This is a genomic window from Brucella gallinifaecis, from assembly GCF_006476605.1.
GTDB lineage: Bacteria > Pseudomonadota > Alphaproteobacteria > Rhizobiales > Rhizobiaceae > Brucella > Brucella gallinifaecis.
Window position 1 is genome coordinate 154,086 of sequence record NZ_ML636804.1, and the last position, 13,376, is coordinate 167,461.

Below are 13,376 nucleotides of genomic sequence, written 5' to 3' on the forward strand. Positions count from 1 at the left end.
TCTAGCTAATTGGTGATCTATGCACCTACATGATTCCTTGTTGCGCCAAACAAGTTCATTTTTGTGACGCGCTTTGGCTCTTGAATATTCATATAGGAAGAAAAACGCGTGACGGAACAGGTGACCTCGCTAAATCATAGCTCAATTTCCGACCCGATCATTGAGCTTGAGAATGTTCATCTGACGCTGGGACATGCAGCATCATCTGTCCATGTGCTCAAAGCTATTTCGCTTTCAATTGCAAAAGGTCGTTCTGTTGGTATTGTCGGGCCATCGGGTTCGGGCAAATCCACGCTTTTGATGGTGCTTGCCGGTCTTGAAAATATCGATCAGGGCATGGTCAAGATCGCTGGCGAAACCATCAGCGAAATGAGCGAGGATCAGGCCGCAGCCTTTCGCGGCGCCAATATCGGTATTGTGTTTCAGTCTTTCCATCTTATTCCGAATATGACAGCGCTGGAAAATGTCGCTGTGCCACTGGAACTTGCAGGCCGCAGGGATGCTTTTGAAGTGGCCGAGCGGGAACTGCGTGCCGTGGGCCTTGGCCAACGCCTGACCCATTACCCGTCAGAACTTTCAGGTGGTGAGCAGCAGCGTGTGGCAATTGCCCGTGCGCTTGCGCCAAGTCCGAAAATTCTGATTGCCGATGAGCCAACAGGCAATCTTGATACAGCCACGGGGCGCCAGATCGCCGATCTTCTGTTTTCCAAACAGCGCGAAAATGGTCTGACCATGGTGCTTGTCACCCATGATCCATCGCTTGCCGCTCGGTGCGATCAGGAAATTCCGGTGCGCTCAGGCCGCATTGAAGAACCTGCGCTTGAAACAGCGGCGGCAAGCGCATGAGTTTTGCAAGATCGTTTTCTCTCGCTTTGCGTTTTGCACTGCGCGAAATGCGCGGTGGACTATCCGGGTTTTATATCTTTCTGGCCTGTATTGCGCTGGGTGTTGCAGCCATTGGCGGCGTCAATTCTGTTGCGCGTTCGGTCAGTACCGGGATTGTCGCGGAAGGCCAGAGCATTCTTGGTGGTGATGTCAGTTTTGCACTTAATCAGCGCGAGGCAAGTGCGGATGAACGCGCTTTTATTGAAAAGCAGGGCAGGGTGGCTGAAAGTGCCACAATGCGCTCGATGGCGCGTTTGCCGGATGGGTCTGATCAGTCGCTGGTTGAAGTGAAGGCCGTTGATTCTGCCTATCCGCTTTATGGTGAACTGAAAGTAGCGCCTGCGCTTTCGTTTGAAGAAATGACAAAACAGCATAATGGCGCCTATGGTGCTGCTGTCAGCCAGGATTTTCTCAACCGTATGGGCGTTGCGCTCGGGACCAGACTTCTGCTTGGTTCGCAAACATTTGAATTACGGGCACTGATCGAAAACGAGCCGGATCTTCTTTCATCGGGCTTTAATTTTGCACCGCGTTTTCTGGTCTCGATGGATGGACTTCGTGCCTCTGGCCTCATTCAACCGGGAAGCCTCGTTGATCATATTTACAAGGTGGCCTTGCCGGGCGATGCTTCTGATTCTGCAATTTTGCAAATGCGTGAAAACGCAACGAAAGACTTCCCCGATGCAGGCTGGAATATCCGCTCGCGCAATAATGCAGCACCGGCGCTGAGTGCCAATATTGAACGTTTTTCGCAATTTCTTACACTGGTTGGCTTGACTGCCCTGATCGTCGGAGGCGTGGGGGTAGCCAATGCCGTACGCGCCTATCTGGATGGCAAGCGCGGCGTGATTGCGACGTTTAAATCTCTGGGCGCTCCTGCGCGTTTTGCTGTGCTGGTCTATCTGGTACAGATCATTGTCATTGGACTTATCGGCATTGCTATTGGGCTTATACTGGCTGCAATCATTCCCTTTGCTGCTGCCATGGCCCTTGCCAATTATCTGCCAGTTGCAGGCAGCGGCGGGTTTTTCTCCGATGCGCTGGCGCTTGCAGCCGTGTTCGGCCTGATAACAACATTGGCTTTTGCTGTTATTCCGCTGGGTCGTGCGCGCAATATTCCTGCAACCGCCTTGTTTCGCGAACAGGGTTTTGAACAACGCGGTCTGCCATCCTTTCCCTATCTCGCGCTTGCGGTTCTGCTGATTGCAGCTTTGGCCGCTCTTGCACTTTATGTCGCCTATGACCGGCGCATCGCAGCCATATTCATTGTGGCATCCATTGCTGCCTTTGGAGTTCTTCGGCTTGTGGCTGATGGTATTCGCTGGTTGGCGCGTCGTGCGCCGCGCACACGCTCAACTGCTGTGCGGCTTGCGGTTGGCAATATATATCGCCCGGGCGCATTGACGCCATCCGTGGTGCTCTCTCTTGGCCTTGGTCTGACATTGATGGTGGCGATTGCCTTGATCGACGGCAATTTGCGGCGTCAGGTGAGCGAAAATATTCCGGCACAGGCCCCGGATTTCTTCTTTGTCGATATCCAGAACAATGACATTGGCGATTTCACAAAGCTTGTGAGTGGCATTGTCCCGGACGGGAAACTCACTTCCGGGCCGATGCTGCGTGGACGTATTGTTGCTTTCAATGGCACCAATGTGCGCGATATGACCATTCCGCCAGAGGCTGCATGGGTGCTGCGCGGTGATCGCGGCATTACTTTTGCCGACAAGGTTCCTGAAAATTCAACTTTGACCGAGGGCGAATGGTGGCCGGAAAATTATACTGGCGAGCCGCTTGTTTCTTTCGCAGAGCGTGAAGGCAAGGAACTGGGCCTCAAGCTTGGCGATATGGTGACAGTCAATGTGCTTGGCCGCACGATCAATGCGAAGATTGCGAGTTTCCGGCAGTTGCAATGGGAAACGCTGGCGATGAATTTCGTCATGGTGTTTTCGCCCAACACGTTTGCCGGCGCTCCTGCCACCTGGCTTGCAACCTTGACCATTCCTGACGGTCAGAAAAATCTGGCGCCCGATGTTTTGCGGCAGGTCACAAAAACATGGCCAGCCGTTACAACTGTCAGCGTGACTGATGCGCTTGATGTGGCGAATAATCTGATCAGCCAGCTTGCAACGGCAATTCGCGCCGCTGCATCGATCGCCCTTGCTGCTTCTGTTCTCGTGCTCGGCGGCGCTCTGGCGGCTGGCAATCGTGCCCGTGTTCATGATGCGGTTGTACTGAAAACACTGGGTGCCACGCGGCGTATATTGATCACAGCCTATATTGTTGAATATATGCTTCTGGGGCTTGCTACAGCATTGTTTGCGCTTATTGCGGGTGGCGTTGCCGGCTGGTATGTGGTGGTGGAAGTGATGAAGCTGAAAGCTCAGTTTCTACCCGATGTAGCTTTGCTGACTGTTGGTGTTGCCCTCATATTGACAGTCGGATTCGGCCTCGCTGGCACATGGCGGGTACTGGGTCAGAAGCCTGCAACCGTATTGCGAACCATATGACATATTTGTAATCTTGATGCGGGAATAGGTCTAAGTTCTTGGTTCCCATGGGGAAAGCGATTTGAATTTCAAGCCGCTTCATCACGATTTTTTGCAGCTGCTACTTGTGTGAGAGCACTAAAATCACCATAATAAAACACAGGCATGCTGGGGTTCCGCCAGCGGCGCCTGGGAGTGGCTCGGAATGAGCCTGCCCCCGACACCGGACGGAACAAGGCAAGAGGATTTAAGTCATGGCTGACTTTCGTAATATTCAGGCACAGCAGAGGCCGGTAGGTGGCGCTCGGGTTGGTGCCGACATCGATCAGGGTCTGCGCAGCTATATGCTGGGTGTCTATAACATGATGGCAATTGGTCTGGTTGTTACCGGCCTTGCTGCTTTGGCTGTTGCATCATTGGCAACAACAACGGATCCGTCCGCTGCTGTTGCACAAATGTCTAACGGCAAGATGCTTACTGCACTTGGTGCAGCCCTTTACACATCTCCGCTGCGCTGGGTGGTTATGCTTGCGCCGCTCGCAGCCGTATTCTTCCTGAGCTTTCGCATTGAGCGTCTCTCAGTCGGCACAGCAAATGCTGTGTTCTGGGGCTATGCTGCTCTCGTTGGTCTGTCGCTGTCGTCGATCTTTCTGGTCTTCACAGGACAGAGCATCGTTCGCACATTCTTCGTGACAGCTGCATCATTCGGCGCATTGTCGCTTTATGGTTACACAACCAAGCGTGATCTGTCGGCGATGGGTTCGTTCCTGATGATGGGACTGTTTGGTCTGATCATCGCATCTGTCGTCAACATCTTCCTTGGCTCCACCGCGCTGCAGTTTGCAATCTCGGTGATTGGCGTTCTGATCTTTGCCGGTCTGACCGCTTATGACACGCAGTCGATCAAGGAAATGTATTTTGAAGGCGATTCTGCTGATAGTCAGGGCCGCAAGGTTGTTATGGGCGCGTTGCGTCTCTACCTCGACTTCATCAACATGTTCATGTTCCTGCTTCAGTTCATGGGCAACCGTGACTGATAGGTCTGATCAAGGCTAATGAAAAACAATCCCTGTCAAGTTCTCTTGGCAGGGATTTTTTATTGCGGCCAGGTTATAATCATTGAAGTCATTTAGAGCGCGTTTCGATCTGATTGAATCAAATTGGCGCTCTAACTCTTTCTACCTTAAGCATAATCTTATCGATCCTCATTAAACGAAGATCGGATCATGCTTTAAAATGAGCACGCCTAAAACTTGATTTTATAGATGTGCGCTTGCTTCAAGCTTCACGTTTCTTAATGCAGGAGCGTATCGTCTCATCTTTGACGGATGGTACCCAAAATGGATAAAGAAGGCATCAGAAAAGCTTCTCTGCGATGAAAAGCCTAGATTGCATGCTATCGTTTCCAAATCCATTTGATGCGGTTGAGAAGGGGCGGAGAGCCATCTGAAGGCGATGGACAGGCGTTTCTTGGTAATAAAGCTTGCCAGACCTTCATCTTGCTTAAACATTCGATGAATTGCCGATTTAGACAAGTTGAATTGCTGGCTGATCAAGGAAATATTCAAGTCAGGATCCAACAGGTTCTTGTTTATATAAATTTCTATGGCAATCCGGTCGGCTACAGGAGGGCTGATCTTCTCAGCTGTCTTCACCGTCCGCGCTGGTTTTTGTGGCTCTTCGTTGTCATGAACATAGCGGGTCAAAGGGGCTATTGTCTGTGTTTCAATAATCCCGGAGCGAGTGTCGCTGCCACTGCCACTGATCGTTATGAGTGTTGTGTTTGCGTAATTGATATATTCTGACGCTGGTTGAACGGGTGATATTCCGTGTTTTAACTCGATCGACGAACTGTCAGGGAATATAGTGTCCTTCCTCTCAACGCTCCACAAACGGCTGGCTTGGGAACGTTCCTCATGCCCAACTAGATCAGTGTAGATTGAGGTTGTTTTCAAATCCACATGTCCGAGCCATTTTTGGATGAGAGATATTGGTATACCCGCTTCAATGGCGCTGACGGCAAAAGCGTGGCGCAGGGCTTTGGGCGAAGCTTGATCTGCTGAAATGCCCGCTTTGAGCATGATACGATTGACAATCCGGTAGGCTGTCATTCTGGAGCAGTCCCATAGGGGCTGATTTTTGGGAATTCGGGCGTCCTGAATATATTTCTTGAACAAAAGAATTGTTACATCAGACAATGGTATTCTTCTGAATACGCCTTTTTTTCTCTTCTTTAAGCTTTCAATATATAAATTATTTTCAGTAAAATCTATATTAATCGGTTTAATGTTCAAACATTCAGATATTCTTATGCCGGTCTCGTGTAAGATTCTGCAAAATAGATATGAACTGATTTCATTTTTCTTTGCTTCTTCTAGGAATGCTTCCCTTTCATGCTTGTTTAAATATTTCCGCTTCCCGAAAAGATTCATTCCATATCCCCTGATAAGTATGAATGCATGAGATAAAATATATAATATTTCCTTAAATTGTTTTTTAGTAAATTCTATTATATATTCATTCCATAATTATTATGGAATTATAGAAAAATACAGTCAATACCTAATTTAAGATGAATATTGGCGAAATGGCCGTTCATCGTATCATTTGTCATTTTCAAGAAATTTTACAATGAGCATGAACAGATGTGAACTGTGAGAGCAACCTTTCTGTTGCTCCAGAGGTATGGGCCGGTTATAGAGCACACGAAAATGTGAACGATAATGATTGGATTGTGATCGGTTGTCTTTAAATTGAATTAACAAATTGATTGTTCACGCAAGTTCGACAAATTTTCAATGACTGTTTCATTTTTGAAGACAGACTGTCGTCAATATGACGGCTATGCAAACGTGCTATTTAAAATTAGTGGGCAATATTCGTAACTGCGGAAATAAACCGAAAAACAACTTAAGATTGTTCTTTGTTTTCGCAAAAAAATTCAAAAATCAGGATAAACGACTGATTACTTGTCAATAAAATGCAGTAATTACAATTACTTATGTGTGCTGTTACAATATTGCTGATTTTGTAACAGCAAGTGGTGCATTTCTACATCCTCTAAATCACGTAAAAATTAGTAATTTCAAACAAATAAAGTGAATAGAAAATGTATTTTTCAGTTATTACTGATAAAGGTCAAAGGAAATACCTGACTCAAGCCGAGAGAGAACAATTCCTGAATAAATCCAAGGAGATGAAGCTTGAAATATACACTTTCTGTAGGCTTCTTGCCGAAACTGGCTGTCGTATATCGGAGGCATTAAACCTGCGACGTGAGCATATAGATGTTGCAGAAAAAATGGTTTCCATCGAAACGCTTAAGAAGCGCCGTGCCGGTACGTTCCGCAGAGTACCAGTGTCGGATGCGACCCTTTTGGCACTTATCAGCAGTTATGCAAATAACAATAACGGCAATGTAGAGGGACATGGAAGGCTGTGGAACTGGAGTCGCATGACAGGCTACAGATATGTTTGCAATGTGATGAAAAAAGCCAACATAAAAGGAGACTGCGCCAGCCCAAAGGGATTGCGTCACGGCTTTGCTGTCGCCGCCCTTCAGTCTGGTGCGCCATTAAATCTTGTGCAACGCTGGCTAGGCCATTCCCATTGGAATACCACAGCAATTTATGCTGATATGATAGATAATGAAGAGCGTTTCTTTGCTGAAAAAATATGGTTCGCACAGAACCAGGACGCACATTTATGAGATAATTTTAGCCATCTGATTGCTCTCCCCTTCTGCGAAAAGGGGGATAAAACGTTGCAAGAATGCAACGAAATTACAAATTAGCCTCCATTTTCAGCCCACTCAGGCATTGTTCAGAACTTCGATCTTGACATAAAAAGCGGCTTCCCCCATTGAGCGTATAAATGTTACAAAATTAGCAATACTGTAACATTGGTTTATATCAGTAAGTACTTCTCTAGTGCGATCTTCGCTTTAGAGTTGCTGTTTTGCGGGGTGGGTAAATTGCTTATGAGGCTTTTGCTCGAAGAAAGAGTGACAAATCTTTTGTCACCAATTGGGAACGATTGTTCACCAATAGAGTGCCGGTCGAGAGGATGGTATCGTGTTTTGCGATGCATCCAGTGGATGGCGGGGGAATATTTCAGGCGATATTCAGTCTATATTTTCAACAGCAGAACTTTCTTTTCGGAAACTTGTTTTGAAAAGTTTGCATTGGTCCCTCACAGGGTAAGGGCATGGGAGGGGGGGCAATCCCGCTATTGGAATCCCCTCCATCTCTGGGAAAATTCTGTTTGTAGCTGCTTTGCTGGGCGGCGGCCCGTGGCCGTTGGCGCAAGCGGCAGAACAGTATTTTCACTTATAGTGAAATTAAGGGCGGAAACATCTGGCCCTGGAGCCTGGCTGGTTAATGATACCGGCAATTTCAGGAAAATCTTTCAAAGGGGTTGCGCCGGTTTCTGAAGGGAACCGGGTGATCTCCTTGATACTTTTTTACAATTCACAAAATGAAAATTTTTACAGGTAGGAGAATATTTATGAGTGCATTTAACAATGATAATCATTCCGGCAATCAGGCCATGTCCGCAGAGACCAAGGCTGGAAAAGCGCTCAACCGTACTATGCGCACCCTCGCCGCATCATCAGCGCTGAACAATGGCAGCAGGCTTGTAGCCGCAGCGCTTTGGGCTGCGATGGTGGCAGCAACCGCTGCCACACCACTCATTCTCGCCAATACCAATCAGGTAAAGGCTGAGGATTTGAAGGGAACACCGGGTGCGCAGGGTAAAAAAGGTTCAGGCCGATTGGGTGGCTCTGGGGGGGCAGGTAATGGCTATGGAGGTAAGGGTGCAGCAGGTGATACTACAGGAAAGGGAGGGGAGGGGGGTGAGCCTTTTAATGGCAACGGCGGCGGCGGCGGCGGCGGCGGTGCCGGTGCCGGCACTGCCGCCGACGGCGGTGCCGGCACTGCCGCCGGCGGCGGTGCCGGCGGTGCCGCCGGCGCGATTGGAGGCGGCGCCGGCGGTGCCGGCGGCAGTGTTGGCAGTGACGGCACCGGCGCCGCCGCCAATCGCGTCGGCGGTGGCGGCGGCGGCGGCGGCGGTGCCGGACTATTTCTCGAAGAGAAAGTGACACAAACTACACAGTCTGGATTGGAAATTAGTGGCGGCAAGGGCGGCGACGGTGCCGGCGACGGCTTGGGCGGCGGCGGCGGCGGCGGCAGCGGCGGCGGCGCTGGTGCTCTGGTGAATGGCCAGTTGACCAATGTGTCAGGCGCGACTATTCGCGGCGGTGCCGGCGGCGCCGGCGGTGCCGGCGACGGCTTGGGCGGCGGCGGCGGCGGCGGCGACGGTGTTGCTATCGTTGGTGTTGGTTCTCGTTTTGAAAACTTTGGCACCGTCATTGGCGGTGATGGTGGTGAAGGGGGGACTGCAGATATTGGCGCTAATGCCGGCGCTGGCATTCGTCTGGGCCATGATGCCTATGTGGTCAATGCAGGTGTTGTGAAGGCTGGCGTGTCTTATGGCGCTGATGCTGCTTTACATACCGGTGCGATTGAGATTGTCGGTGATAATGCAACGCTTGAACTGCGTGTTGGCTCGGATATTCAGGGCAAGGTCAATGTTCAGTCGGGCGTGAAGAATGCAGTGCTTGCCATTGGCGGCGCGGATGATTCAACTCTTGATGTCGGCACCGGCATTTATGCGGGCTTTTCGAGCCTGACCAAGAGTGGCACCAGCAAATGGACCCTTGCGGGCGAGACACCGGCAATCACCCCATGGCGTATTGAAGATGGTGTGCTTTCTGTTGCAACGGCTGATGGTCTTGGCGATGTATCGGGCACTATCACCTTGGCTGGCGGTACACTTGAAGGCACATCGAGCTTCACACTCGATCATGATCTTGTTGTTGATGGCACGGGTTCTGGCATTCGTGTTGATGCTGGTGCCGAGATTACGGCAACAAAAGCCATCACGGGTGCTACTGGATTCACCAAATCAGGTGCAGGCAAGCTCGTTTTCACCAATGAGCACAATGTATTGGGTGGCCTGACGGTCAGTGAAGGCACTTTGGCTGTCGGCAATGGCGGTATCGAAGGTCTGATCTCCGGCAATGCTTCGATTGCCAATGGCGCGACACTGGAATTCAACCATTCCAATATCGAAGTCTATAATGACAGCCTGTCAGGTACTGGTACGCTGAAGGTCGACAGTCCCGGTGGTCTTACACTGGCAGGTGACAGCAGTGCTTTCACAGGCATAGCCCAGCTCAATGGCACCACAACAATTGACGGTGTGCTGGGTGCTTCAACTGTGACGGTTGGTGCGACAGGTGAGCTTGCTGGTATAGGCCGCATTATTGGTAATACTTCTATCGAGGCTGGCGGTACGCTTGTAGGTGTACAAGGTACAGCCCTGCGCATTGATGGCAACCTTGTCACTGACGCTGGAACTATCATCAATCTTTCTTTGGGATCCGCGAGTGAACGGGCGCTGTTTGATGTCGGTGGCGATCTGACCCTGAAAGGCACGATGAATGTGTCATCGCTGGGCGGTTTTGGCCGTGGCCTTTACCGCGTTGCAGATTATGCCGGCACATTGACGAATGCTGCAACAATTACAACAGATGTTACTTTTGGCACAATACCTGCCGGTATGAATGCAAGTGATCTTGCTCTGGTGGCAACGACAGCGCATCAGGTGTCCATCAATAATGATGTCGGTGCCACAACGGCTTTCTGGAATGGCAGTACCTTGCATCTTGGTACGCTCAATGGTGGTAGCGGTACATGGGATGGGAATAATACCAACTGGACAAATGCAGAAGGTAACATCGCAAATCTCTGGGATGAAACGAAGTTTTCCATCTTCTCCGCTACAGGCGGCACGGTCAAAATCGACAATGAGTATGGTCAGGTAAAAACGACCGGCATGCAGTTTGCAGTTGATGGCTATGATGTCACGGGTGGGGCGCTTGAACTGGATAATGGCGCTGATGCACCGATTATCCGTGTTGGTGATGGCACCGTTGCCGGTGGTAGCATAACCACGACGATTGCTTCAGAACTTCAGGGTTCGCATGGTTTTACCAAGACCGATTATGGCACTCTGATCCTGACAGGTGATAACACTTATAGCGGTGTTACCAATGTCGAGAACGGCACTTTGCAGATTGGCAATGGCGGTACAACCGGCAGCGTTGCAGGCGACATTGTTGTCGGCACCAATGATAGTCATGAAGCACGTCTGGTCTATAACCGTTCTGACGATATCACAGTTGACAAGGTGATCAGCGGTACGGGCACTCTGGTCAAGGAAAACAGCAATACGCTGATCCTGACAGGTGAGAACACCTATGCCCATGGAACCACCATTGATCATGGCACTGTACAGATCGGCAATGGCGGTACAACAGGCAGCATCATCGGTGATGTCGATCTGGTCAATGATGACAGCCGTCTTGTGATCAACCGTTCCAATGATCTCACCCTTGATGGCACTTTTGAAGGCAAAGGCGGTCTGACACAGTCAGGAACCGGCAAGACCACATTGACGAATGAGCAGTTCTACACGGGTGAGACTGATATTACTGCGGGTGAATTGATCCTCGCCGGCAATGGCAGCATCAAGGAGTCGCATCGGGTCAAGATTGAAAGCGGTGCTGTGCTGGATGTGACCGGCGCTAATGGCCTGAATGTGGATGTCCAGAGCCTTGATGGTAAGGAAGGCAGTACAGTCCGTATCGGTGACAAGACACTCAACATCACCGATTCCAAGGATGATACCTATGCCGGTATCATTGCCGGTGATGATGGTCATGTTAACCTCAAGAAAGGTCAGAAGCGTCTGACGGGTGAGAACACCTATACGGGCGGCACCGGCATTGATGAAGGCGCTACGCTGATCATCGGTGATGGTGGCACGAAGGGCAGTGTTCAGGGTGAAATCGCAGTTGCGGGTACGCTGATCTATGACCGTTCGGACCGCTACACCGTCAATGAACTTGAAGGTAAGGGTGAGCTTGAGCTGAAAGGCGGCGGCACGGCTGTTATCGACAAGAAGCAAAAACTCAATGGTGAATATATCATTGACGAGGGCAATACGCTTGCACTTGAAGGTGATGGTGATATCAGCGAAGGCAAGGGCGTCACGTCGAATGGCAAATTCGATATAAAAGACAGCGACCTTGATGAAATCCGCATCGCACATCTTCGTGGTGGAGAGAATGGCGAAGTTGATCTTGGTGCCAAGACTCTTGTGATTACCGATGGTGATGGCAGCGAGTTTGCAGGTAGCGGGATTAATGGCTCCGGTGGGTTTATCGTTGAGAAGGGCAAGCAGCTTTTGTCGGGCGATAACAGCTATACTGGTGATACGCTGATCAAGTCGGGTGCCGAGCTTCAGCTTGGCAATGACCATGGTCGTGAAGGCTCCATCACCAGCAATGTCGTCAATGAAGGCATTCTGTCTGGTTCTGGCTCGATGAATGACCTTCACAATCAGGGGATCGTCTCACCGGGTACGGATGCAAACTTTGGCACGCTGACGGTCAAGGGCAATTATTCGAGCGATGGCGGCAAGCTGATCCTGCACGAAGAACTGGCTGATGATACCACCAAGGGCGACCGGCTGGTGATTGCCGGCAATACGTCTGGCACAACGGAAGTCACGGTTGTCAATCGTGGCGGCTGGGGCGACCAGACGGTCAATGGCGTTGAAGTGATCTCCGTTGGCGGTCAGTCGGATGGCGTGTTCACGCTGAATGGCGATTATGTCAACTATCGCGGTGAACAGGCTGTTGTTGGTGGAGCTTATGCCTATACGCTTGAAAAGGGTGGTGTGAACACTCCTGATGGCAATTACTATCTGCGCAGCCAGATGAAGGATTATAACCCCGGCCCCAATCCTGAGCCAAAGCCTGAATATCAGGTTGGTGTTGGCGTATATGGTGGTGCATCCAGTGCTCTGTCTTCTTTGAACCGTGGCGGCTTTGCTTCGTTTGGTTCGCGTATGAAGGCACGCGGTGCGGGAACAGGAGCCGACTCTGGCTCTGACCAGAATGATGACCAGAATGATGATGAGATCCTGCGCTCAAAATTCTTCTGGGGTCAGGTCACGGGTGGTTACAGCTTCTTAACCCCGAATGGCAATGCAACAGACAGCACCTATGGCAGCCATGACTGGCGCTTGCAGGCCGGTCTTGATGGTCAGCTGATGGATAATGCCAGCGGATCGCTGTTTGGTAGCATGTGGCTTGATTATACACGCAGCAACATCGACGTGTGGTCACGGGTTGGCAATGGCAAGGTCAAGGTCAATGGTTATGGCTTTGGTGGTGCACTGACCTGGTATGGCGAGAACGGCTTCTATCTTGATGGTCAGGGTAAGGTGAGCTGGTACAAGTCGGATATGGAGTCTGCGCTTCTCAACGAGCAGATTGCATCGGGCGTCAAGAGCTTTGGCTATGCGCTGAGCCTTGAGGCAGGACAGGCCTTTGCTCTGAATGACCGCTGGACGCTGACACCCCAGGCACAACTGATCTGGTCTTCGCTCAACACGGATGATTATCGTGATGTGTTTAATGCTTTTGTTAACACTCCTGATAGCCAGACGCTGACAGGCCGGATCGGATTTGCAGCGGATTATGCCACGAGCTGGATTGATACGGATGGCACGACCACGCGCCTGAATGTTGGTGGACTTGCCAATATCTATCAGGAACTGAAGAGCGGTTCGAACTATATAACCGTGTCTGATATTCGTGTTGCCAGCGGCACGATTGAAAAGACATGGGGTGAGATTGGCGCAACCGCCAACTACTCATGGGCGAATGACACCTATTCGGTGTTCGGCAAGGCATCCGTTGCTTCCAGCCTTCAGAACTTTGGTGACAACTATTCGGTCACTGGAAATGTTGGCTTCCGCGTGAAGTGGTAAATGCACAGGGAATGCTTTAAAACTTAAATAAAGCAATTTCTTTCAACCGGCGCAGGATGATCCAATCCTGCGCCGGTTTTTTTATAAAAATCCTTGCAG

At 50.4% G+C, this 13,376-nt stretch carries 6 protein-coding genes; 5 read left to right on the top strand and 1 reads right to left on the bottom strand.

Going from position 1 to position 13,376, the window contains the following annotated elements; genetic code table 11:
• The first annotated feature begins 144 nt into the window (after positions 1–144).
• From FHY56_RS09120 to FHY56_RS09130, 3 genes are all read left to right on the top strand, one after another.
• Complete coding sequence (locus FHY56_RS09120) at positions 145–846, top strand: ABC transporter ATP-binding protein (RefSeq protein ID WP_140905029.1); 702 nt, start codon at positions 145–147, stop codon at positions 844–846.
• On the top strand, positions 843–3,392 hold the full coding sequence (locus FHY56_RS09125) for an ABC transporter permease (RefSeq protein ID WP_140904853.1): 2,550 nt from the start codon (positions 843–845) through the stop codon (positions 3,390–3,392). Before FHY56_RS09120 ends, FHY56_RS09125 begins: the two co-directional genes overlap by 4 nt.
• Positions 3,393–3,625: 233 nt before the next feature.
• Complete coding sequence (locus FHY56_RS09130; RefSeq protein ID WP_140904854.1) at positions 3,626–4,408, top strand: Bax inhibitor-1/YccA family protein; 783 nt, start codon at positions 3,626–3,628, stop codon at positions 4,406–4,408.
• Positions 4,409–4,630: 222 nt separating this feature from the next.
• On the opposite strand, the gene FHY56_RS09135 is transcribed toward FHY56_RS09130, so the two are convergent.
• Positions 4,631–5,803 (bottom strand): tyrosine-type recombinase/integrase, encoded by a 1,173-nt coding sequence (locus FHY56_RS09135; protein ID WP_140904855.1) that lies wholly within the window; start codon positions 5,801–5,803, stop codon positions 4,631–4,633.
• A 677-nt stretch (positions 5,804–6,480) separates the two neighbouring features.
• Here FHY56_RS09135 and FHY56_RS09140 point away from each other — a divergent pair.
• Both FHY56_RS09140 and FHY56_RS09145 read left to right on the top strand, forming a co-directional pair.
• Positions 6,481–7,080: a tyrosine-type recombinase/integrase gene (locus FHY56_RS09140; RefSeq protein ID WP_140904856.1), complete on the top strand. Its 600-nt coding sequence runs from the start codon at positions 6,481–6,483 to the stop codon at positions 7,078–7,080.
• Between the two features lie 797 nt (positions 7,081–7,877).
• A complete protein-coding gene (locus tag FHY56_RS09145; protein ID WP_140904857.1) occupies positions 7,878–13,277 on the top strand; it encodes an autotransporter outer membrane beta-barrel domain-containing protein in 5,400 nt (1,799 codons plus the stop codon).
• Positions 13,278–13,376 lie beyond the last annotated feature (99 nt).

What these genes read in the sequence shown, in the direction of transcription:
- FHY56_RS09125 (WP_140904853.1), top strand. Translation starts at nt 843, where the DNA reads ATGAGTTTTGCAAGATCGTTTTCTCTCGCTTTGCGTTTTGCACTGCGC.
- FHY56_RS09130 (WP_140904854.1), top strand. Translation starts at nt 3,626, where the DNA reads ATGGCTGACTTTCGTAATATTCAGGCACAGCAGAGGCCGGTAGGTGGC.
- FHY56_RS09135 (WP_140904855.1), bottom strand. Translation starts at nt 5,803, where the DNA reads ATGAATCTTTTCGGGAAGCGGAAATATTTAAACAAGCATGAAAGGGAA.
- FHY56_RS09140 (WP_140904856.1), top strand. Translation starts at nt 6,481, where the DNA reads ATGTATTTTTCAGTTATTACTGATAAAGGTCAAAGGAAATACCTGACT.
- FHY56_RS09145 (WP_140904857.1), top strand. Translation starts at nt 7,878, where the DNA reads ATGAGTGCATTTAACAATGATAATCATTCCGGCAATCAGGCCATGTCC.